Source organism: Streptomyces sp. NBC_00435 (assembly GCF_036014235.1).
GTDB lineage: Bacteria > Actinomycetota > Actinomycetes > Streptomycetales > Streptomycetaceae > Streptomyces.
In genome coordinates this window covers 5,902,828-5,924,974 of the sequence record NZ_CP107924.1, presented here as the reverse complement: position 1 = coordinate 5,924,974, position 22,147 = coordinate 5,902,828, and the positions used below count along the sequence as shown (strand labels likewise).

Here is a 22,147-nt window from a genome sequence, read left to right as displayed (position 1 = left end):
CCAGACCAATACCGTTGTCAAGACTTCCCACCCGCCCGGCCCACGACGCGCGCCGCCGCCTCGTGCATCGCGAGCTCCAGGACCGCCGGATCGGTGAGCGTGCCCTGCCCGTCCGGCACCACCAGCCAGCGGACCCCGCCCGTGGCCCGGCCGGGATACGGCACCACGATCCAGGTCCCGTGCCCGGCTCCCCGTACGCCCGTCCCGATCCAGCGGGACGCGGTGCCCGGGGGCACGAAGAAGCCCAGCCTGGAGTCGCCGAAATCGGCGAGCACCGGGCCGGGCCGGTCCAGCAGCGCGTCCAGTACTTCGAGGGTGGTGTGCCCCAGCTCCCCCGGCAGGATCAGCACGTCCCACCGGCGGCCGGCGGGCAGCAGCGCGACCCCGAGGGGGTTGCGCTCCCACTCCCACCGGCAGGCCTCGGGGTCGGGCGCCACCGAGACCAGCCATTCCACTGCCGTTTTGTCCCCCGGGATCGTCATCGCCCGGCCTCCGCTCTCTCGTTGGTGAGGTGAAGCGTTCTCACCAGGGAGAGCGGGGCCGGGCTCAGGTATGACGCGGGTTTCGTTACTCCATGGTAGTGAAGCGGGTCACAGGTCCAGTGGCGGTGTGCGCCCGGGGCGCGCGGACGTCTCTAACCCGATCAGCACACCGCCGCGCTCGGCACACCGCCGCTGGGGCGGCAGCCGGGCGCGTCAGCTGTCGAAGCCGAGACCGAGGCGGTCCAGCGCCCTCAGCCAGAGGTTGCGGTGGCCGCCCAGCCGGTCCGCCCGGGCCAGCGACCACTTCGTCAGCGTGATGCCGGTCCACGCGAAGGGCTCCGGCGGGAAGGGCATCGGCTTGGAGCGGACCATCTCCAGCTCGGTGCGCTCGGTGCGCTCCCCCGCCAGCAGGTCCAGCATCACGTCGGCGCCGAAGCGGGTGGCACCGACGCCCAGCCCGGTGAAGCCGGCGGCATAGGCCACCTTGCCCGCGTGCGCGGTGCCGAAGAAGGCCGAGAAACGGGAGCAGGTGTCGATCGCCCCGCCCCAGGCGTGGCTGAACCGCACCCCTTCCAGCTGCGGGAAGCAGGTGAAGAAGTGCTCGGCGAGCTTGAGATACGTCTCGGGCCGGTGGTCGTACTCGGCGTCGAGCTTGCCGCCGTACGGGTAGACGGCGTCGTAGCCGCCCCACAGGATCCGCCGGTCGGGGGTGATCCGGAAGTAGTGGAACTGGTTGGCGCTGTCGCCGAGGCCCTGCCGGTTCTTCCAGCCGATCGAGGCCAGCTGCTCCTCGGTGAGCTCCTTGGTCATCAGCGCGTAGTCGTAGACCGGGACGGTCAGCGGGCGGACCCGCTTGACCAGCGACGGGAAGATGTTGGTGCCCAGCGCCACCCGGCGGGCGAAGACCCGCCCGTACGGGGTGCGCACGGCCATCCCTGCTCCCGAGCCGGCCAGGTCCAGCCCGCGGGTGTTCTCGTAGATCCGCACGCCCAGTTCCAGGCAGGCCCGCTTCAGGCCCCAGGCGAGCTTCGCCGGGTTGAGCATGGCGACCCCGTCGCGGTCCCAGATCCCGCCGAGGAAGGTCGGGGAGTCGACCTCGGCGCGCAGGGCGTCCTCGTCGAGCCACTGGGATCCGCCCGCGAGGCCCAGCTTCTCGGCCTCCGCGTGGAGCTCGCGGAGCTCGGCCACCTGGTGCGGCTCGGTGGCCACGTCGATCTCGCCGCTGCGCTCGAAGTCGCAGTCGATGCCGTAGCGGGCGACGGCGGCCTCGATGGCGTCGAGGTTGGCGGCGCCCAGCTGCTCCAGCTTCGCCAGCTCGTCCGGCCAGCGGGCCATGCCGTTGGCGAGGCCGTGGGTGAGGGAGGCGGCGCAGAACCCGCCGTTGCGGCCCGAGGCGGCCCAGCCCGCCTCGTGGCCCTCGATCAGTACGACGTCCCGGGCGGGGTCGCGCTCCTTGGCGAGCAGCGCGGTCCACAGGCCGCTGTAGCCGCCGCCGATGACGAGGAGATCGCAGTGCTCGTCGCCGGTGAGGGCGGGTTCGGCGGCCGGCTTGCCGGGGTCGTCCAGCCAGTACGAGACCGGCTTGGCTCCGGAAAGGGATCGTGCAGCGGTGCGCATGGCGTCTGGGGCCATGTCTTCCAACTCCCTACAGGTGTTGCGAGGTGTTACTTGGGCTGTGCCTTCTTGCGGCGGTTGCCGACCATCTGGCCGGCCAGCACCACCAGGACCGCGATGACGAACATCGCCGTGCCGATGACGTTGATCTGTACAGGCGTACCGCGCTGGGCCGATCCCCACACGAACATGGGGAAGGTGACGGTGTTGCCCGAGTTGAAGTTGGTGATGATGAAGTCGTCGAACGAGAGCGCGAAGGAGAGCAGCGCGCCCGCCGCGATCCCGGGCGCCGCGATCGGCAGGGTGACCCGCAGGAAGGTCTGCGCGGGACCGGCGTAGAGGTCCCGGGCCGCTTCCTCCAGCCGGGGGTCCATGGAGAGCACCCGGGCCTTGACGGCGGCGACGACGAAGCTGAGGCAGAACATGATGTGGGCGATCAGGATCGTCCAGAAGCCCAGCTGGATGCCCATGTTGAGGAAGAGGGCGAGCAGCGAGGCCGCCATCACGATCTCGGGCATGGCCATCGGCAGGAAGATCAGCGAGTTGACGGCGGCGCGCCCCCGGAAGCGGTAGCGGACCATCGCGAAGGCGATCGCGGTGCCCAGTACGGTCGCGCCGATGGTGGCCCACAGGGCGATCTGCAGGGAGAGCGAGAGGGAGGCGCACATGTCGGCGACTCCGCACGGGTCCTTCCACGCGTCGAGGGAGAACTCCTGCCAGGAGTAGTTGAACCGCCCGGTGGGGTTGTTGAAGGAGAAGACCGTGACGACGACGTTCGGCAGGATCATGTACGCGAGCGTGCCGAGCCCCGCGATCACGACGAGATTGCGGCGCAGCCAGGTGGTGGTGCTCTTCATCAGACCAGGTCCTCCGTCCCCGCTCGGCGGATGTAGATGGTGACCATGACGAGCACGATGGCCATGAGGATGAAGGACAGCGCGGCCGCCGTCGGGTAGTCGAGGATCCGCAGGTACTGCGACTGGATGACGTTGCCGATCATCCGGGTGTCCGTGGAGCCGAGCAGTTCGGCGTTGACGTAGTCGCCGCTCGCCGGGATGAAGGTGAGCAGGGTCCCGGAGACCACGCCCGGCATGGACAGCGGGAAGGTCACCTTGCGGAAGACCGTGGCGGGGCGGGCGTACAGGTCCCCGGCCGCCTCGTGGAGGCGGGTGTCGATGCGCTCCAGCGAGGTGTAGAGCGGCAGGATCATGAAGGGGAGGAAGTTGTACGTCAGACCGCAGACGACCGCGAGCGGTGTGGCGAGGACGCGGTCGCCCTCGGTCATGCCGAGCCAGCTGGTGACGTCCAGGAAGCCGATCTTGTTGAGGACGCCGACCACCGGGCCGCCGTCGGCCAGGATCGTCTTCCAGGCGAGGGTGCGGATCAGGAAGCTGGTGAAGAACGGGGCGATGACCAGCACCAGCAGCAGGTTGCGCCAGCGGCCCGCCTTGAAGGCGATCAGGTAGGCCAGCGGGTAGCCCAGCAGCAGGCACAGCACGGTCGCGGTGCCCGCGTAGAGCAGGGAGCGCAGGAACTGCGGGTAGTACTCGGTGAAGGCGTCCCAGTACGTCTGGAAGTGCCAGGTGACCTTGAAGCCCTCCTCGAGGGAGCCGGTCTGTACCGAGGTCGAGGCCTGGTAGATCATCGGCAGCACGAAGAAGACGAGCAGCCACAGGATGCCCGGGAGCAGCAGCCAGTAGGGGATCAGGCGCTTCTTCAGGGACGGCTTGTGGACCGGCGGCCCGTCGGCGGCGACGGCCTCCGGCAGCGCGGCCGGGGCGGTCATGCGCCCTCCTCGACCGTCTCGATGCCCGCGTCGATGTCCTGGGCCGCGTCGAGGCCGAAGGTGTGGTCCGGGTTCCAGTGCAGGATCACCTCGGCGCCGGGGACCAGCCGTGCGTCGCGCTCGATGTTCTGGACGTACACCTCCAGCTCGGGGCAGACCCGGCTGTCGATGACGTACTGGGTGGAGACGCCGATGAAGGAGGAGTCGGCGATCTTGCCCGCGACCTTGTTGCGGCCGGCCGCGACGGTGTCCTCCTCGTCCGCGTGGACCAGGGAGATCTTCTCGGGGCGCACCCCGACCAGCAGCTTGCCGCCGGCGCGGGGCGTGGTCGAACATCGCGCCGCCGGGACGCGGAGCTTCGTACCGGCCGAGGAGACGAAGACGTCGGACGCGCCGGCCTCCAGGACCTCGGCCTCGATGAGGTTGGAGGTGCCGAGGAAGTTCGCCACGAAGGTCGTCTTCGGGTTCTCGTACAGCTCGGCGGGGGCGCCGAGCTGCTCGACGCGGCCGCCGTTCATCACGGCGACCGTGTCGGCCATGGTCATGGCCTCCTCCTGGTCGTGCGTGACGTGCACGAAGGTGATGCCGACCTCGGTCTGGATCCGCTTGAGCTCCAGCTGCATCTGGCGGCGCAGCTTGAGGTCGAGAGCGCCGAGCGGCTCGTCGAGGAGCAGTACCTGCGGGTGGTTGATGAGCGCGCGGGCCACGGCGACGCGCTGCTGCTGGCCGCCGGAGAGCTGGTGCGGCTTGCGCTGGGCGAACTGGCCGAGCTGGACCAGCTCCAGCATGTCGTCGACCTGCTTCTTGACGGACTTGATGCCACGGCGGCGCAGTCCGAAGGCGATGTTCTCCGAGACGTCGAGGTGCGGGAAGAGCGCGTAGCTCTGGAAGACCGTGTTGACCGGGCGCTTGTACGGCGGCAGGTTCGTCACCTCGCGCTCGCCGAGGCTGACGGTCCCGGTGGAGGGCTCCTCCAGGCCGGCGATCATGCGCAGGGTGGTGGTCTTCCCGCAGCCCGAGGCGCCGAGCAGGGCGAAGAAGGAGCCCTGGGGGATGGTGAGGTCCAGCGGGTGCACGGCGGTGAAGGATCCGTAGTGCTTGCTGATCCCTGCGAGGCGGACGTCGCCGCCCGCGGTCTTGTCAGTCATGGGCCTGGGCCTTCGGTGGTGTGTCGTGGAAGGGGCAGGTGCCGGTACGGGTGTCCGCTGCCGGTGGGAACGGCGGCGGGACCCGTCAGGCTCCGATGAGCTTGGCGAACTTCTCCTCGTACGCCGTCTCTTCCTCGCTGGTGAGGGAGCGGAAGGCGTGGGACTTGGCGGCCATCGCCTTGTCCGGGACGATCAGGACGTTGTCCGCGAGCGCCGGGTCGATCTTGGCCAGCTCGTCCTTGACGCCCTCGACGGGGCAGACGTAGCTGATGAACGCGGCCAGCTGGGCGGCCACCGCGGGCTCGTAGTAGTAGTCGATGAGCTTCTCCGCGTTGGCCTTGTGCCGGGCGTTCACGGGGACCAGCAGGTTGTCGCTGGAGGTGATGTAGCCGGCCGCCGGGATCGCGTACTGGATGTCCGGGTTGCCGGCCTGGAGCTGGATGACGTCGCCGGCCCAGGCCAGGCAGGCTGCGAGGTCGCCCTTGTCGAGGTCCGCGGTGTAGTCGTTGCCGGTGAAGCGGCGGATCTGCTTCTTGTCCACGCCCTTCTGGAGCCGGCCGATCGCCTCGTCGTAGTCGGCGTCGGTGAAGTTCGCCGGGTCCTTGCCCAGGTCGAGCAGGGTCATCCCGACGCTGTCGCGCATCTCGGTGAGGAAGCCGACGCGGCCCTTGAGGGAGGGGTCGTCGAGCAGCTGGGTGACGGAGTCGACCTTCTTGCCGCCGGTGGCCTTGGTGTTGTAGGCGATGACGGTGTCGATGCCGGTCCACGGGTAGCTGTGCGCGCGGCCCGGGTCCCAGTCGGGGTTGCGGAACTGGGGGATCAGGTTGGCGTAGGCGTGCGGGAGGTTGGAGGGGTCCAGCTTCTGCGCCCAACCGAGGCGGATGATGCGCGAGGCGAGCCAGTCGGTGACGACGATCAGGTCGCGGCCGGTGTCCTGGCCTGCCGCGAGCTGGGGCTTGATCTTGCCGAAGAACTCGACGTTGTCGTTGATGTCCTCGGTGTACTTGACCTTGATCCCGGTCCGCTTGGTGAACTCCTCCAGCGTGGGACGGGACTTCTCGTCCTCGCTGGTGTCCATGTACTCGGTCCAGTTGGAGAAGTTGAGCTCCTTCTCCTGGGCCGAGTGGTCGTCGGAGGCCGCGGCCGTGCCCTCCGCGCGTTTGGCGGGCGGGATGCCGCAGCCGGCGAGCGCGGTCAGCCCGCCGATCGTGAGCGCTCCGACTCCGGAGGCGCGCAGCAGCGAGCGGCGGGTGAGGGCGCCGCGTCCGCTGTCAAGACTGCGTCGCATCGCGGCGAGTTGCGCCGCCGAGAGACGGCCGGGCTCGAACTGCTCCATGGGAGGTGCCCTTTCGGGATGGGTGCGCCGCTGGTCGAGCGGCTGACGGCTATCGGTCCCCGAAGATCGTGCGGTGCCAGTCCTTCGCGGCCACCGCGGTGTTGTCGTACATCACGTGCTTGACCTGCGTGTACTCCTCGAAGGAGTACGTGCTCATGTCCTTTCCGAAGCCACTGGCCTTGTAGCCCCCGTGCGGCATCTCGCTGATGATCGGGATGTGGTCGTTGACCCAGACGCAGCCCGCCTTGATCTCGCGGGTGGCGCGGTTCGCCCGGTACACGTCGCGGCTCCAGGCGGAGGCGGCGAGACCGTACGGGGTGTCGTTGGCCAGCGCGATGCCCTCGTCGTCGGTGTCGAAGGGCAGGACCACCAGGACCGGCCCGAAGATCTCGGACTGGACCACCTCGCTGTCCTGGGCGGCGCCGGAGATGAGGGTGGGCCGGTAGTAGGCGCCGTCCGCGAGCTCGCCTCCGGGGATCTCGCCGCCGGTGACGACGGTGGCGTAGGAGCGGGCGCGCTCGACGAAACCGGCGACCCGGTCGCGCTGGGCGTGCGAGACCAGCGGCCCGAGGTCCGTGGCCGGGTCGAAGGGGTCACCGACGCGGACGGTGTCCATCAGCTCGGCGACCCGGGCGACGAAGGCGTCGTGGAGCGGGCGCTGGACGTAGGCACGGGTGGCGGCCGTGCAGTCCTGGCCGGTGTTGATCAGGGAGGCGGCCACGGCGCCGTTGGCGGCGGCCTCCAGGTCCGCGTCGTCGAAGACCAGGAAGGGGGCCTTGCCGCCGAGCTCCAGGTGGAGCCGCTTGACGGTGGCGGTGGCGATCTCGGCGACCCGCTTGCCGATGGCGGTGGACCCGGTGAAGGAGGTCATCACCACGTCCGGGTGGCCGACCAGGTGCTCCCCCGCGTCCCGGCCGGCGCCGGTCACGATGTTGATCACGCCGTCGGGCAGGCCCGCGTCCGTGGCCGCCTGGGCGAACATCAGGGAGGTCAGCGGGGTGAGCTCGGCGGGCTTGAGGACGATGGTGTTGCCCGCGGCGACGGCCGGGAGGATCTTCCAGGCCGCCATCTGCAGCGGATAGTTCCACGGCGCGATCGAGCCCACGACCCCGAGGGCCTCGCGGCGCACGTAGGAGGTGTGGTCCCCGGAGTACTCGCCGGCGGCCTGCCCCTGGAGGTGGCGTGCGGCGCCCGCGAAGAACGCGGTGTTGTCCACGGTCCCCGGCACGTCGAACTCCGTCGACAGCTTGACCGGCTTCCCGCACTGCAGGGACTCGGCGAGGGCGAAGTCCTCCGCCCGCTCGGCCAGTACGCCGGCCAGCCGGTGCAGCGCGTCGGAGCGCTCGCCGGGGGTGGCGCCGGACCAGCCGGGGAAGGCTCGCTTGGCGGCGGCGACGGCCGCGTCCACGTCGGCGGTGGAGGCCAGCTCGTAGGTGAGCACCTCCTCGCCCGTCGCGGGGTCGACCACGGTGTGTGACCGGCCCGAGGTGCCGGGCCGCAGCTGCCCGTCGATGTACTGCGCGCCTGCGGCGAATCGGTCCTTGACCTGGACCTTGACCTGGAAGCGGTTGCCCATCACGCTCTCACGCTCTCCGTAGCTACAGTTCGAGCTACAGCTCGAATTGAGTGCCGATCCTGGCAGAGGTGTACCCCTCGGCCAAGTGATTCCGTTGTTGCCTTTTGATTACGCGACGGAATCGGTCGACCATGTGTCGAGGCGCGCCCGAAATCCCGTACGAAGTGTCCGTGGCTCCTGCGAGACTCGCATGCATGGAGATGATCGAGGAACTGATCGGGCAGGTCAGCCGGGGTGAACGCGTGAAGTACCTGCCGTTCTGGGGACACCGTCCACGACCCGACGGAACGCTCGGTCCGAGCTGCCTCAGCCAGTGGTGGCCCTCCGCCTTCACCGTGCGTGATGTGCGGTACGCGACGGCCGAGCACTGGATGATGGCCGAAAAGGCACGGTTATTCGAGGATGCCGAGGCGGAGCGCGCGGCCCTGGAGGCGAAGAGTCCGGCGGCCGCGAAGAAGGCCGGCCGGCTCGTGCGCGGCTTCGACGGCGCGGTGTGGGAGCGGGAGCGGTTCGCACTGGTGGTGGAGGGCAGCGTGCACAAGTTCGGCTCCGACCCGGCGCTGAAGTCGTACCTGCTGTCCACGGGCGGGCGGGTGCTGGTGGAAGCCAGCCCCATGGACCGGATCTGGGGCATAGGACTGGCGGCCGACGACGAGCGCGCGCTGGACCCGGCGCGCTGGCGCGGCCTGAACCTGCTGGGCTTCGCGCTCATGGAGGCGCGGGAGCGGCTGCGGGCCGAGGGGTAGCGGGCGGAGGGGTAGCGGGCGGAGGGGTGGCTGTCGGAGGGGTGGCGGTCCCCCTGGGCTTCCGGTGCGTTAATCGATCGCGCCCCGCGGGGGCGGGCGGCTAGCGTGGTCCTCGTCCAGGTGCGAAGGCGAGACCTACTTCGACTCATAATCGGGCGGCCGCGGGTTCGAGTCCCGTCATCGGCTTCGGGCCGGTGTAGCTCAGCTGGTAGAGCACCTTGTGGTTTCGCCGGCTTCGATCTCTGGACACCTACGTCACGCACCTCCCGGTGCGCCTGGCTGCGGCTACTTCTTGCAGAAATCACGCCGCCGCCGCTTCTGATCTCGGGAGGCACGCGTGCGGAACGCCCGGTGCGCAGGCAGCGGTTACTTCGGATCGACGGGTCGCGGGTTCGAGTCCCGCCCGGCTCCGGCCGGTAGCTCAGTCGGACAGAGCAGTCGACATGCCTCCGCCGCCGACCTCGATCTCGGGCGTTCCGCACGTCGGACCTCCCCCTCGTTCCACTGAATTCGGGGGGATTCACATGGCTCGTTTCAACCTGCTCCCGTCCAGGGCCGCGGCGCCCGCCTCGCCCGTCCGCTCGACCCGCGCCCGGGACCGCAACCACCACAGAAGTCCCGGCTTCGTCCGTGATCCGCGTTCCGAGCTGTTCCTGCTCGCCGTCGCCAACTTCGTGACGCAGCGGACCTCCTACGAGGCCGGCGAGGCCCGTGACCAGCGGTTCGCCGCACTCGTGCGCACCCTTGCCGTCCAGGACCCGCAGTGGACCGCGGGCCTGCTGGGCTGGCTCCGGCGCGACGGCGGCATGCGTACGGCCTCGCTCGTCGGCGCCGCCGAGTACGTCAGGGCGCGGCTCGACGCCGGAGCCGCCGACGGGCCGTCCAACCGGCAGGTCGTGGACTCCGTACTGCTGCGCGCGGACGAGCCCGGTGAGCTGCTCGCCTACTGGACGGCCACGTACGGGCGGGCCGTGCCCAAGCCCGTCAAGCGCGGGATCGCCGACGCCGTGCGCCGTCTCTACGACGAGAAGTCCCTCCTGAAGTACGACACCGCGTCCAAGGGCTTCCGCTTCGGCGACGTCCTCAACCTCGTGCACGCCTCCCCCGACCCGGCCAAGCCCTGGCAGGGCGAGCTGTTCCGGCACGCCCTCGACCGCCGGCACAGCCCGGAGACCGTGCAGGTGCCGGCGGGGAGCCGCACCCTGCTCGCGCACCGCGCCCTGATGGAGCTGCCCGTGGGCGAGCGCCGATCCGTGGTCACCGCCGCGGACGGCGCCGAGCGGCTCGCCGCGGCGGGCGTGACCTGGGAGGCGCTGGCCGGCTGGCTGCAGGGGCCGATGGACGCGGCCGTCTGGGAGGCGGTCATCCCGTCCATGGGCGCGATGGCGCTGGTGCGCAACCTGCGCAACTTCGACCAGGCCGGGGTCTCGGACGAGGTCGCCGAGCGGGTCGCGGCGAAGATCTCCGACCCGGAGGCCGTCACCCGCTCCCGGCAGTTCCCCTTCCGGTACCTGGCCGCCTACCAGCACGCGCCCTCGCTGCGCTGGGCGTACCCGCTGGAGCGGGCACTCGGGCACTCGCTGGGCAACGTACCGGCGCTGCCCGGGCGGACGCTGATCCTCGTGGACCGCTCCGGATCGATGTGGTCCCCGCTGTCGGACCGCTCGCAGCTGAACCGGGCCGACGCGGCCGCGATCTTCGGGACGGCGCTGGCGCTGCGCGCCGAGGACGCGGACCTGGTGCAGTTCGGCAGCGACAGCAAGGAGGTCGCGTACGACCGGGGCGAGTCGGTGCTGAAGGTACTGGAGAGGTTCGAGAACCTCGGCGGGACCTACACGGCGGAGGCCGTGCGCACGCACTACGCGGGGCACGACCGGGTGTTGATCGTCACCGACGAGCAGGCCACCTACGCCTACGGCGGGGACCCGACCTCCCTGGTGCCGGACACCGTCCCGGTGTACACGTGGAACCTGGCCGGATACCGGGTGGGCCACGCGCCCTCCGGGTCCGCGAACCGGCACGCCTTCGGCGGGCTCACCGACGCGGCCTTCCGCATGGTGGCCCTGATCGAGGGCGGCCGGGACGCCGCGTGGCCGTGGGCGACCGGGGCCGGCGCCGCGGTCGTCTGACGGCACGACAGAGGGCCCGGCGCGGACAGTGCATGTCCCCGCCGGGCCCTCTTGCCGTGCGCCGTACGGTCCTGCGGGCTCAGCCCCGGTAGAGGACCTGCGTGTTCTGGTACGGGGTCGGGTACCCCGAGTCGGAGTCGTACTCCGAGTCGCTGAGCAGCACACCGGCGATGGCGAGCGCGATGAACAGGCAGCTGATCACGATGCCGACCGCGCCGGTGATGATGCCGGCCAGGGCCATGCCCTCGTTGTCGGCCTCGCCGCGCTTGGCCTTGCCGCGGCCCAGCACGCCGAAGATGACGGCCGGGACGCCGAACAGGAGGCCGAGGTAGCAGCTGACCACGGCGATGATCCCGAGCACGAGCGCCGTGACCCCGAACCCGTTGCTCTTGGGCGCGTAGGGCGCGTATCCGCTGCCCGGGTATCCGAGGTCCCCCGGGTAGCCGGGATGACCCCCGTACCCCGGATACGGGGGCTGGTGGACCGGAGGCTGGGCGACGGGATACCCGTAGCCCGCGGGATCCGGCTGCGCCGGGTACCCGTAGGCGGGCGTCGGACCGGGCTGGGGCGTGGACGCGGGCATCGGCGCGGGTCCGGCCGCCGGGGCCTGCCCCGGTACCGGCGCGCCCGGGGGTATGCCGGCCCCCGGCATGCCCGCGACGGTCTGCTGGTCGTGCACCCCCGGCGCACCCGGTCCGCCCTGCTGCTTCCCCAGTCCGACCGCGGGCCGCTCCAGCGGTGCCCAGGGGTCTCGCTCGGGGCTCTGATCGGTCATACGGCGCCCCCCTCTCGTACAGCCATGCTATGCGCTCCCTCCGACAGCCCAGGTCCTGCCTACGATGAAGCCCGATCCATCCGCACCACGTCCTTCGGAGGCACCCTCATGTCCGACCTGCACCCCTTCATCGCGGGGCTGCCCAAGGCCGAACTGCACGTCCACCACGTCGGCTCGGCCTCCCCCCGCATCGTGGCCGAACTCGCCTCCCGGCACCCCGACTCGAAGGTGCCCACGGACCCCGAGGCCCTCGCCGACTACTTCACCTTCACCGACTTCGCGCACTTCATCGACGTGTACATCTCCGTCGTCGACCTGGTCCGGACCCCCGACGACGTGCGCACCCTCACCTTCGAGGTTGCCCGCGACATGGCCCGCCAGAACATCCGGTACGCCGAGCTCACCATCACTCCGTACTCCTCCACCCGGCGCGGCATCGACGAGAAGGCCTTCATGGAGGCCATCGAGGACGCCCGCAGGGACGCCGAGACCGAGCTCGGGGTCATCCTGCGCTGGTGCTTCGACATCCCCGGCGAAGCCGGCCTGGAGGCCGCCGCCGAAACCGCCCGCCTCGCCGTCGACCTGCGCCCCGAGGGCCTGGTCTCCTTCGGCCTCGGCGGTCCGGAGATCGGCGTACCGCGCCCGCAGTTCAAGCCGTACTTCGACGCCGCCCGTGCCGCCGGCCTGCGCAGCGTGCCGCACGCCGGCGAGACCACCGGCCCGGAGACCATCTGGGACGCCATCCGCGACCTGGGCGCCGACCGCATCGGCCACGGCACCAGCGCCACCCAGGACCCGGAGCTGCTCGCCTACCTCGCCGAGCACCGCATCGCGCTGGAGGTCTGCCCGACCTCCAACATCGCCACCCGTGCGGTCACCGACCTCGACCTGCACCCGGTCAAGGAGATGGTGGCGGCCGGCGTGCTGGTCACCATCAACAGCGACGACCCGCCGATGTTCGGCTCTGACCTCAACAACGAGTACGCGGTGGCCGCCCGGCTGCTGGACCTGGACGAGCTCGGTCTCGCGCAGCTCGCGAAGAACGCCGTCGAGGCCTCCTTCCTGGACCCGGCCGGCAAGGCGAAGCTCACCGCCGAGATCGACACGTACACCTCCGCCTGGCTGGCCTCCTGACGCCTGCGCAGAATGGGTCCATGCGCACCCTGACTGCCGTAGGACACCGCGGGGATCCCTACCGCGTCCGCGAGAACACGCTGCCTTCGATCCGCTCGGCCTTCGCCCGCGGGGCGGACGCGGTGGAGATCGACGTACGGATGACCCGCGACGGGGTTCCCGTACTGCTCCACGACGAGACCCTCCGGCGGCTGTGGGGCCACGACGTCCGGCTCGACGATGTCACGGCCCCGCAGCTCAAGGAGCTGACGGACGGCGGGATCCCGACCCTGCGCGATGCCCTGATGGCCGCCGGCGCGGGCCGGGTCATGGTCGATCTGCCGGGTGCGACGGCGCAGACGGTACGGACCGTGGTCGGCCAGGTCCGCGAGTGCGGGGCGCGCGACCGTACGTACTACTGCGCGGGTCCGTCCACCATGCTGGCGGTGCGCGCCGCCGATCCGGGCGCCGAGATCGCGCTGACCTGGACCACGCTGGCGCCGCCGCGCCGGGTGCTGATCGACGCGGTGGCCCCGAGCTGGCTCAACTACCGCTTCGGACTGGTCACCCGGGAGCTGGTCGACGCCCTGCACCGGGACGGCCTGCTGGTGTCGGCCTGGACCCCGGACACCGGGCGCTCGATGCGCGGGCTGATCGGGGCGGGGGTCGACTCGATCACGACGAACCGGGTGGACGTGCTGGGAGCCGTACGGGCCGAGCTCGGCCGGTGATGCGGGCAGCGTACGGACTCAGCTCCGGGCCCCGGCTGCGACCGGGACCGGGGCCGGGGCCGGGGCCGGGGCGGAGGCAGGGGCGACGGCCTGGGCCGGCGACATGGCCTCCAGACGCTTGATCATTCGGCGCAGGATCAGCAGGGGGATCACCCCGAAGACGCCGAACGACATGTCGATCAGCGACCACCAGACGGGGATTCCGCGGACGGGCGCGCAGATCAGGGCCAGCGGGACGATGCCGGCACAGGCGATCATGCCGGCCTCGACGATCCAGACGTTGCGGACCGGGTCGCGGTGGACGCCGTAGAAGAAGACGGCGATCACCAGGTGGGCGAAGGCCAGCCAGTCGGTGCCGTAGAGCAGGAAGGGGTATTCGGAGTCCGCCCGCTCCAGCCCGTCGCCGACGCGTCGCAGCCATGCGTTGTCCACCAGGGCATTGGCCCAGTGGAGTTCGCTCACCAGGGGGAAGGCGGTGAGTCCGCTCAGCACGAGGCAGACGAGGAACAGGGCAAGCCAGGCACGGATCCGCCGCTCAAGGGCGCTTCTCTCGCTCATGGAAGGAAGCCTACGCAGGTTTCTGAACATGTTCAGCGGAATTGCTGAACATGTTCAGTTCCGTGGCCGGACCGTGATCGTCCCCCGGCCCCGGCCGGCCCGCCCGCCCCCGCCCTCACAGACCGACGATGGAGTTCCAGCGCTTGGCGAAGGACACCCGCTCGGCCGAGGAGATGTCACGGGACACCACGAGTCGCTTGCGCATGTCCTCGTCGGGGAAGATCAGCGGGTTCTCGGCGAGTTCGGCGGTCTCCTTGTCCTCGGAGGAGGCCAGGACCTCGCGGGCGGCCGGAACCGGGCAGACGTAGTTGACGGAGGCCGCGAGCAGCGCGGCCACCTCCGGGTCGTAGTAGAAGTCGATCAGCGCTTCCGCGTTGGCCTTGTGCCGGGCGAGGTTGGGGACGAGCAGGCTCTCCGCCCAGAGCTCGCCGCCCTCCTCGGGGACCACGAACTCGATGTCGGGGTTGTCGGCCTGCAGCTGGATCGCGTCCCCGGAGTAGGCCTGGCAGGCCAGGACATCGCCCTTGCTGAGATCGGAGGTGTAGTCGTTGCCGGTGAAGCGGCGGATGTGCTTCTTCTTCACCATGCTCTCCACCTGGTCGCACATCCGGTGGAAGTCGGACCCGGTCCACTTGGTCACGTCGACGCCGTTGCCCTGCATCAGCAGCGAGAAGGACTCGTCGAGGCCGGAGAACAGCGTGACCTTGCCGGCCAGGTCCGGGTGCCACAGATCCTTGACCGACTTGAGCTCCCGGCCGAGCGCCTTGCGGTTGTAGGCGATGCCGGTGATCCCCGACTGCCAGGGGACGGTGTGCAGCCGGCCCTCGTCGAAGGCGGGCGAGCGCAGCTGGGGGTCCAGGTACTTCGTCACGTTCGCCTGCGCCGAGCGGTCCATCTTCTGGGCCCAGCCCAGGCGGACGAAGCGGGCGGCCATCCAGTCGCTGACCACGACCACGTCGTGACCGGTCTGCTGGTGGTTCATCAGCGCCGGGCTGATCTTGCCGAAGAACTCGTCGTTGTCGTTGATCTCCTCGGTGTACCGGACCTCGATGCCGGTCTTCTCCGAGAAGGCGTCCAGCGTCGGCCGCCGGTCCTCGTCCTCGTCGTCGGTGTCGATGTAGAGCGGCCAGTTGGAGAAGGAGACGCTCCGGTCACCCGCGGAACGGTCCTGCCCCTCCCGCCGGCTCTCGGGGACGTACGCGGCGGGGACACCACAGCCGGTGAGGGCGGCCAGCAGGCCCGCGGCACCGAGGCCGCGCAGCGCCGCGCGGCGGGAGAAGGCGAGTTCAGGCATGGGCAAAGCCTCGGGGAACGCGAGGGGGCGGGCAATAGACATGTTGTCTACTGCCCGCCCCTTCAAGGCTGTGACCTGGTCGATGCGCCGGCCGGTCGGCCGCCCGACGGGACCCGGGTCAGCCGTCGAGCGAGGTCATGACGTGCTTGATGCGCGTGTAGTCCTCGAAGCCGTAGGCGGAGAGGTCCTTGCCGTAGCCGGACTTCTTGTAGCCGCCGTGGGGCATCTCGGCGACGAGCGGGATGTGGGTGTTGATCCACACGCAGCCGAAGTCGAGGTTCTTGGACATCCGCATCGCGCGGCCGTGGTCCTTGGTCCACACCGAGGAGGCGAGGGCGAACTCGACGTCGTTCGCGTACTCCAGGGCCTGGGCCTCGTCCGTGAACGACTGGACGGTGATGACGGGGCCGAAGACCTCGTTCTGGATGATCTCGTCGTCCTGCTTGAGGCCGGAGACCACGGTCGGGGCGTAGAAGTAGCCCTTCTCGCCGACCTGGTGGCCGCCCGCCTCGACCTTGGCGTGGGCGGGGAGGCGCTCGATGAAGCCCGCGACCTGCTTGAGCTGGTTCGGGTTGTTCAGCGCGCCGTAGAGCACGTCCTCGTCGTCCGGCTGGCCGGTCTTGGTGTCGGCCGCGTTCTTGGCCAGTGCCGCGACGAACTCGTCGTGGATCGACTCGTGGACCAGCACGCGACAGGCCGCCGTACAGTCCTGGCCGGCGTTGAAGAAGCCCGCGACCGCGATGTCCTCGGCGGCCTTGGCGATGTCGGCGTCCTCGAAGACCACGACGGGGGCCTTGCCGCCGAGCTCCAGGTGGACGCGCTTGACGTCCTTGGAGGCGCTCTCGGCGACCTGCATGCCCGCGCGCACCGAGCCGGTGATGGAGGCCATCGCCGGAGTGCGGTGCTCGACCATGGCGCGGCCGGTCTCGCGGTCCCCGCAGACGACGTTGAAGACGCCGGCGGGCAGGATCGAGCCGATGATCTCGGCCATCAGGACGGTGGAGGCCGGGGTGGTGTCCGAGGGCTTGAGGACCACGGTGTTGCCCGCGGCCAGCGCCGGGGCGAACTTCCAGACGGCCATCATCATCGGGTAGTTCCAGGGAGCGACCTGGGCGCAGACGCCGACCGGCTCACGGCGGACGATCGAGGTCATCCCCTCCATGTACTCACCGGCCGAGCGGCCCTCCAGCAGGCGCGCGGCGCCCGCGAAGAAGCGGATCTGGTCCACCATCGGCGGCAGCTCCTCGCTGGCCGTGAGGCCGAGCGGCTTGCCGGTGTTCTCCGATTCGGTGGCGACGAGCTCTTCCGCGCGGGCCTCGAGGGCGTCCGCGATCTTCAGCAGGGCCTTCTGGCGCTCGGAGGGGGTCGCGTCGCGCCAGGCCGGGAAGGCGGCCGCGGCGGCGGCCATGGCGGCGTCGACGTCCGCCTGGCCGGAGAGGGGAGCGGTCGCGTACGCCTCGCCCGTGGCGGGGTTGACCACCTCGGTGGTCCGCCCGTCGGCGGCGTCCTTGAACTCCCCGCCGATGTAGTTGCGCAGACGACGCAGTTCGGTGGTCACTACAGCCACACTCCTGTGATCACATGTCCAATGGTTGAGACAGCTACTCAGCCTAGCCTCTCAGGCCCCGTTTTCGACAGGCCCACCCGCCACGAACTACGGAATCAGTGAGATCCGACTCCCGAAACAACGAATTACATCGTTCTCGCCTTGCGGAACAGACGACTCCTCGTGCACAGTGAGGTCGTGGTCAGTCGAAGCGCAGATTCCAGGAACAGACAACCGTCCCCTTCGGTAGATGCTGTGTCCCTGGCGATCATCGAGCAACTGCAGGAGGACGGCCGGCGCCCCTACGCGGCGATCGGAAAGGCCGTAGGCCTGTCCGAAGCGGCGGTGCGCCAGCGGGTTCAGAAGCTGCTCGACCAGGGCGTCATGCAGATCGTCGCCGTCACCGACCCGCTCACCGTGGGGCTCCGGCGCCAGGCGATGGTCGGCATCAACGTCGAGGGAGACCTCGACCCGGTGGCCGACGCCCTGACCGCGATGGCCGAGTGCGAGTACGTGGTGATGACCGCGGGCTCGTTCGACCTGATGGTGGAAATCGTCTGCGAGGACGACGACCACCTGCTGGAAACGATCAACAAGAAGATCCGCGCGCTCCCCGGCGTGCGATCAACCGAAAGCTTCGTTTACCTGAAGCTGAAGAAGCAGACCTACATGTGGGGAACGCGATAGCCGTGAGCCAGGACCTCTCCAAGACCGCCTACGACCACCTGTGGATGCACTTCACCCGCATGTCGTCGTACGAGAACTCGCCCGTACCCACCATCGTGCGGGGCGAGGGCACCTACATCTTCGACGACAAGGGCAAGCGCTACCTGGACGGTCTCGCCGGACTGTTCGTGGTCAACGCCGGTCACGGCCGCAAGGAACTGGCCGAGGTCGCGTACAAGCAGGCCCAGGAACTCGCGTTCTTCCCCATTTGGTCGTACGCGCACCCCAAGGCCGTCGAGCTCGCCGAGCGCCTCGCGCACTACGCCCCGGGCGACCTGAACAAGGTCTTCTTCACCACCGGTGGCGGCGAGGCCGTCGAGACGGCCTGGAAGCTCGCCAAGCAGTACTTCAAGCTGCAGGGCAAGCACACCAAGTACAAGGTCATCTCCCGCGCGGTCGCCTACCACGGCACCCCGCAGGGCGCCCTGTCCATCACCGGCCTGCCGGCCCTCAAGGCCCCCTTCGAGCCGCTGGTCCCCGGCGCGCACAAGGTGGTCAACACCAACATCTACCGCGCCCCGATCTACGGCGACGACCCCGAGGCCTACGGCCGCTGGTGCGCCGACCAGATCGAGCAGGAGATCCTGTTCGAGGGCGCCGACACCGTCGCCGCCGTCTTCCTGGAGCCGGTGCAGAACGCCGGTGGCTGCTTCCCGCCGCCGCCCGGGTACTTCCAGCGGGTCCGCGAGATCTGCGACGAGTACGACGTGCTGCTCGTCTCCGACGAGACGATCTGCGCCTTCGGCCGCCTCGGCACGATGTTCGCCTGTGACAAGTTCGGCTACATCCCGGACATGATCACCTGCGCGAAGGGCATGACCTCGGGCTACTCCCCGATCGGTGCCTGCATCATCTCGGACAAGCTCGCCGAGCCGTTCTACAAGGGTGACAACACCTTCCTGCACGGCTACACCTTCGGCGGACACCCGGTGTCCTCCGCGGTGGCGCTCGCCAACCTCGACATCTTCGACAAGGAAGGCCTCAACCAGCACGTGCTGGACAACGAGGACGCCTTCCGCTCGACGCTGGAGAAGCTGCACGACCTGCCGATCGTCGGCGACGTCCGCGGCAACGGCTACTTCTACGGCATCGAGCTCGTCAAGGACAAGGTCACCAAGGAGTCCTTCACGGACGAGGAGACGGAGCGCGTGCTCTACGGCTTCCTCTCCAAGGCGCTCTTCGAGAACGGCCTGTACTGCCGCGCCGACGACCGTGGCGACCCGGTCATCCAGCTGGCCCCGCCGCTCACCGCCGACCAGGGCACCTTCGACGAGATCGAGGGCATCCTGCGCCGCGTGCTCACCGAGGCCTGGACCAAGCTCTAACCAGCGGCGTCCCGCGAGCAGTAGGTCCTTCTTCACGCAGTAGTCCGACCACACGGCCCGGATACCCCGTTCGAGTGAGAACGCGGGTGTCCGGGCCGTGTGCTGTCACCATCCAAGACGTTCATCTCTTTACATCTCATTGCGGCGCCAGTGACCTAGCGGGCACCGTTTCGTTCCCCCGGACGGAGGTGTACGCCATGGTGGCTTCGCCGGACAACGCCCCACCGGACAATGACGTCCTCTGGGCGCGGTCCCTTCACTACTCCCACAGCGGCTCGCCGGGCCTCATCGGGGTCTCCATCGGCGTCCGCGCGGGTGAGATCCTCGCCGTCACCGGCCCCCGCGGCAGCGGCAAGACCACGCTGCTGCGCTGCCTGTCCGGGCAACTGCAGCCGGAGCAGGGCGAGGTCTGGTTCAACAGCGTCCCCGTGCACACCATGGGAGCCCTGGCCCGCGAACGGCTGCGCCGCGACCGGTTCGGCTGGATCGGCCCCGAGCCCCAGCTCATGCCCGAGCTCCGGGTCTGGGAGAACGCGGCCCTGCCGCTGCTGATCGCGGGCGCGACCCACCGCTCCGCCAAGCGGGCCGCCTGCGAATGGCTGGACCGCCTCGACATCGGCGGCTTCGCCCGCAAGTACCCCGGCGCCCTCAACCGGGCCGAGTCCCAGCGCGCGGCCCTGGCCCGCGCCCTCGCGAGCGAACCCGCCGTGGTCTTCGCCGACGAGCCCACGGCCCCGCTGCACCGCGCCGAGCGCTCCCTGCTGCTGCGCACCCTCACCACGGCGGCCCGGTCCCACGGCATCACCGTGGTGCTGGCCACCCACGACGAGGAGACCGCGGCCGTCGCCGACCGGCTCGTCCCCCTGCTCGACGGCCGCCCGGCCGCCGCGGCGGCCTCGGCCACCGACGCAGCCCCGCAGACCTCCTTCCCCCAGCCCCCGGAGGACCAGGCCGCGTGCTCGCTCTCCGCCTAGCCCGCGGCTCCCGGCCGCTCGTCCAGCTGCGCCGGCTGCTGGTCGCCACCGCGTCGGCCGCCAGCGGCTTCCTGCTGCTGTACGTACTCGCGCAGGCCACCGCCGGGTCCGCCGGATCGTTCCCTCAGCTGCTGTGGGCCCTGGTCCCCCTCGCCGTCACCGTCCAGTTCGCCGTCGCCGTGGCCCGCAGTGACCCGGCGACCCGGCCCCGCGAGGGGCTGGACGCGGCCGGGCTGGGCCCCGTACGGCTCACCCTTGTCGCCACGATCTCCACCGCCGTCGCCTGCGCCCTGGGCAGCGCCGTGGCCATGGCCGTCTTCCTCCACCTGCGCGGGGACGTGGCCGGGCTGCCCTTCGACGGGGCCGGGGCGGAGCTGCTCCACGCCGACCAACCGCTGCCCGTGGCGGCCGCCCTCACCCTGCTGTCCCTGCTCCCGCTGGCCGCGTCCGTGGCCACCGCCCTCGTCCTGCGCCCCCACGCCCGCCCCGCGCCGCAGACCGTGCTGCCCTGGGGCATCGCCCTCACCGCGTGCGGACTCGCCTCCCTGGCCTACGCCGGCCCCGGCGGAGCCGGCGCGCCGGCCGGCTGGGCGCTGACCGCCGTCGGGCTCGCGCTCACCGGTCCGGGCCTGGCCTACGCCTGCGGGACGCTGGTCCAGGCCGTACGCCCGGGCGCGCTCCGGCTGCTGGCCGGGCGGGCCCTCCAGGAGGAGGCCCCCCGGCTCGGTGCGCCCATCGGCGTCCTGTGCGCCGTCGGCGCGGGCGCCCTCAGCGCCGCGGCCCTGCGCGACCACGGCGGCCTCCAGGTCCCGCTCGGCCCGCTCACCGCACCCGCCGCCGTGCTGGTGGTGCTGTGCGCGGCCGCGACCCTGCTCACTTCCGCGGTCGAGGTCCACCAGGACCGGGCCGCCACCCGCGAGACGCTGACCGGCATCGGCGCCCCGGCCAAGGTGCTGCGTACGGCCGTGACCGTACGGGCCACCGCACTGGTGGCCGTGTGCCTGGCGCTCAGCTGGGGTGTGTCACAGCTGACGTCGCTGGCATTGACCCGCTGAGGTGACCAGCCCTTAGGGTGGGCCGAATGGTCAACGCAGACATCGAGATCGAGACGCTCGCCGAATTCGACCGGGTCGTGGCCCGCGGCTCGCTCAGCGGGTACCGGATCCAGTCCGTCAACCTCCTGGAGCGGACCTTCGCCCTGCTGTCCGCCGACACCTCCGCGGCGGTGTTCCTGGGCTGCGCGATGGAGCCGGACGCCTCGGTCAAAGTGCGCGCCGACGGCGCCCTGGTCTTCCCGCCCGTCCCCGACCTGCCCTTCAACCCCTACCGCGGCCTGCTGTACACGGCCGAGGAGCTCTTCGCGGGGCTGACCTCCGGCTACGCGGCCACCCCGGACGCCGAGTCGTACGCCTGGTTCCAGGAGACCAAGGCTGACGGTGACGTCTACTCCTCGATGCTCCGCTCCATCCACGACGACGCCATCTCCGACGCCCTCGACGAGCACCTCGTCGGCGCCCGTGTGGTCGGCGTGATGGGCGGCCACGCCATGGCCCGCGGCGGCGACGCCTACCGGGGCGCGGCCGAGCTCGGCCGGACCCTGACCCGCTCCGGGCTGACGGTGGCCACCGGCGGCGGCCCCGGCGCGATGGAGGCGGCCAACCTGGGCGCGTACCTGGCCCCGGCCCCCGACGAGGCCCTGCCCGAAGCCCTGCGGATCCTGGCCGGCTCCCCGTCCTTCGCTCCGTCGGTCACCGACTGGGCACGGGCGGCCTTCACCGTGCGCGAGCGCTGGCCGGCCGTCGAGAGCGGCGACTCCGTGGGCATCCCGACCTGGTTCTACGGCCACGAGCCGCCGAACGCCTTCGCCGGCCACATCGCGAAGTACTTCGCGAACGCCACCCGGGAGGACGGGCTGCTCGCCCGGGCCAACGCGGGCGTGGTGTTCCTGCCGGGCGCGGCGGGCACCGTCCAGGAGATCTTCGACAACGCGACGCCGAACCACTACGAGTCCCGGGGCGAGCCGACCCCGATGATCCTCGTCGACCGCGCCCACTGGACCGAGCGGCTGCCCGCCTGGCCGCTGCTCCAGGCCCTGGCCCGCGGCCGGGCCATGGAATCGCGGATCGCACTGGTCGACTCGGTGGACGAGGTCCCGTCCGTCCTCGCCTCGATGAAATAGCCGGAGCGGAAGACCGGACGGACCCAAATGGCCCCGGCAGGCAACTTCCCGCCCCTTCTGTACGTCTGCAAGAGGTACGCACAACGCAAAACCTGCCAGACGTGAACGG

The 22,147-nt window shown here is 70.4% G+C and carries 20 protein-coding genes; 9 read left to right on the top strand and 11 right to left on the bottom strand.

Annotated elements, in window-relative coordinates:
* Window positions 1-17 precede the first annotated feature (17 nt).
* From OG389_RS27325 to OG389_RS27295, 7 genes are all read right to left on the bottom strand, one after another.
* Window positions 18-482 carry a hypothetical protein gene (locus OG389_RS27325; protein WP_328301078.1) on the bottom strand — a complete coding sequence of 155 codons (465 nt, stop codon included), beginning with the start codon at window positions 480-482 and terminating at the stop codon, window positions 18-20.
* A 213-nt stretch (window positions 483-695) separates the two neighbouring features.
* Complete coding sequence (locus tag OG389_RS27320; RefSeq protein WP_328301077.1) at window positions 696-2,114, bottom strand: NAD(P)/FAD-dependent oxidoreductase; 1,419 nt, start codon at window positions 2,112-2,114, stop codon at window positions 696-698.
* Window positions 2,115-2,146: 32 nt separating this feature from the next.
* A complete protein-coding gene (locus tag OG389_RS27315; RefSeq protein WP_328301076.1) occupies window positions 2,147-2,953 on the bottom strand; it encodes an ABC transporter permease in 807 nt (268 codons plus the stop codon).
* Entirely contained in the window at window positions 2,953-3,882 is a 930-nt protein-coding gene (locus OG389_RS27310) for an ABC transporter permease (protein WP_328301075.1), read from the bottom strand. Before OG389_RS27310 ends, OG389_RS27315 begins: the two co-directional genes overlap by 1 nt.
* Window positions 3,879-5,030 (bottom strand): ABC transporter ATP-binding protein, encoded by a 1,152-nt coding sequence (locus OG389_RS27305; RefSeq protein ID WP_328301074.1) that lies wholly within the window; start codon window positions 5,028-5,030, stop codon window positions 3,879-3,881. Before OG389_RS27305 ends, OG389_RS27310 begins: the two co-directional genes overlap by 4 nt.
* 85 nt (window positions 5,031-5,115) lie before the next feature.
* Window positions 5,116-6,366, bottom strand: coding sequence for an ABC transporter substrate-binding protein (locus tag OG389_RS27300; protein ID WP_328301073.1), 1,251 nt, complete (start codon window positions 6,364-6,366; stop codon window positions 5,116-5,118).
* A 49-nt stretch (window positions 6,367-6,415) separates the two neighbouring features.
* Window positions 6,416-7,942, bottom strand: a complete 1,527-nt coding sequence (locus tag OG389_RS27295) for a gamma-aminobutyraldehyde dehydrogenase (protein WP_328304141.1) — start codon at window positions 7,940-7,942, stop codon at window positions 6,416-6,418.
* 194 nt (window positions 7,943-8,136) lie between these two features.
* Between OG389_RS27295 and OG389_RS27290 the strand changes: the two genes are divergently transcribed.
* Complete coding sequence (locus OG389_RS27290) at window positions 8,137-8,688, top strand: NADAR family protein (RefSeq protein WP_328301072.1); 552 nt, start codon at window positions 8,137-8,139, stop codon at window positions 8,686-8,688.
* 524 nt (window positions 8,689-9,212) lie between these two features.
* Window positions 9,213-10,817, top strand: coding sequence for a TROVE domain-containing protein (locus tag OG389_RS27285; protein ID WP_328301071.1), 1,605 nt, complete (start codon window positions 9,213-9,215; stop codon window positions 10,815-10,817).
* 79 nt (window positions 10,818-10,896) lie between these two features.
* Here OG389_RS27285 and OG389_RS27280 read toward each other — a convergent pair whose 3' ends face one another.
* Window positions 10,897-11,592: a DUF4190 domain-containing protein gene (locus tag OG389_RS27280; RefSeq protein ID WP_328301070.1), complete on the bottom strand. Its 696-nt coding sequence runs from the start codon at window positions 11,590-11,592 to the stop codon at window positions 10,897-10,899.
* A 108-nt stretch (window positions 11,593-11,700) separates the two neighbouring features.
* On the opposite strand from OG389_RS27280, the gene OG389_RS27275 reads away from it, so the two are divergent.
* Window positions 11,701-12,726 carry an adenosine deaminase gene (locus tag OG389_RS27275; protein ID WP_328301069.1) on the top strand — a complete coding sequence of 342 codons (1,026 nt, stop codon included), beginning with the start codon at window positions 11,701-11,703 and terminating at the stop codon, window positions 12,724-12,726.
* Window positions 12,727-12,746: 20 nt separating this feature from the next.
* Entirely contained in the window at window positions 12,747-13,436 is a 690-nt protein-coding gene (locus tag OG389_RS27270; RefSeq protein WP_328301068.1) for a glycerophosphodiester phosphodiesterase, read from the top strand.
* A gap of 18 nt (window positions 13,437-13,454) precedes the next feature.
* Here the strand turns inward: OG389_RS27270 and OG389_RS27265 are convergent, their stop codons facing one another.
* The 3 genes from OG389_RS27265 to OG389_RS27255 form a co-directional block, all read right to left on the bottom strand.
* Entirely contained in the window at window positions 13,455-13,994 is a 540-nt protein-coding gene (locus OG389_RS27265) for a hypothetical protein (protein WP_328301067.1), read from the bottom strand.
* Between the two features lie 115 nt (window positions 13,995-14,109).
* Entirely contained in the window at window positions 14,110-15,288 is a 1,179-nt protein-coding gene (locus OG389_RS27260) for a polyamine ABC transporter substrate-binding protein (protein WP_328301066.1), read from the bottom strand.
* A 118-nt stretch (window positions 15,289-15,406) separates the two neighbouring features.
* Window positions 15,407-16,846, bottom strand: coding sequence for a gamma-aminobutyraldehyde dehydrogenase (locus tag OG389_RS27255; protein WP_328301065.1), 1,440 nt, complete (start codon window positions 16,844-16,846; stop codon window positions 15,407-15,409).
* A 171-nt stretch (window positions 16,847-17,017) separates the two neighbouring features.
* Between OG389_RS27255 and OG389_RS27250 the strand changes: the two genes are divergently transcribed.
* From OG389_RS27250 to OG389_RS27230, 5 genes are all read left to right on the top strand, one after another.
* Window positions 17,018-17,521 (top strand): Lrp/AsnC family transcriptional regulator, encoded by a 504-nt coding sequence (locus OG389_RS27250; RefSeq protein ID WP_073910973.1) that lies wholly within the window; start codon window positions 17,018-17,020, stop codon window positions 17,519-17,521.
* On the top strand, window positions 17,506-18,885 hold the full coding sequence (locus tag OG389_RS27245; RefSeq protein ID WP_328301064.1) for an aspartate aminotransferase family protein: 1,380 nt from the start codon (window positions 17,506-17,508) through the stop codon (window positions 18,883-18,885). The genes OG389_RS27250 and OG389_RS27245 overlap by 16 nt, the downstream gene beginning before the upstream one ends.
* 197 nt (window positions 18,886-19,082) lie before the next feature.
* Entirely contained in the window at window positions 19,083-19,859 is a 777-nt protein-coding gene (locus tag OG389_RS27240) for an ABC transporter ATP-binding protein (protein ID WP_328301063.1), read from the top strand.
* A complete protein-coding gene (locus OG389_RS27235) occupies window positions 19,841-20,914 on the top strand; it encodes a hypothetical protein (RefSeq protein ID WP_328301062.1) in 1,074 nt (357 codons plus the stop codon). Before OG389_RS27240 ends, OG389_RS27235 begins: the two co-directional genes overlap by 19 nt.
* Window positions 20,915-20,940: 26 nt before the next feature.
* Window positions 20,941-22,038, top strand: coding sequence for an LOG family protein (locus OG389_RS27230; protein ID WP_328301060.1), 1,098 nt, complete (start codon window positions 20,941-20,943; stop codon window positions 22,036-22,038).
* Window positions 22,039-22,147: the final 109 nt, after the last annotated feature.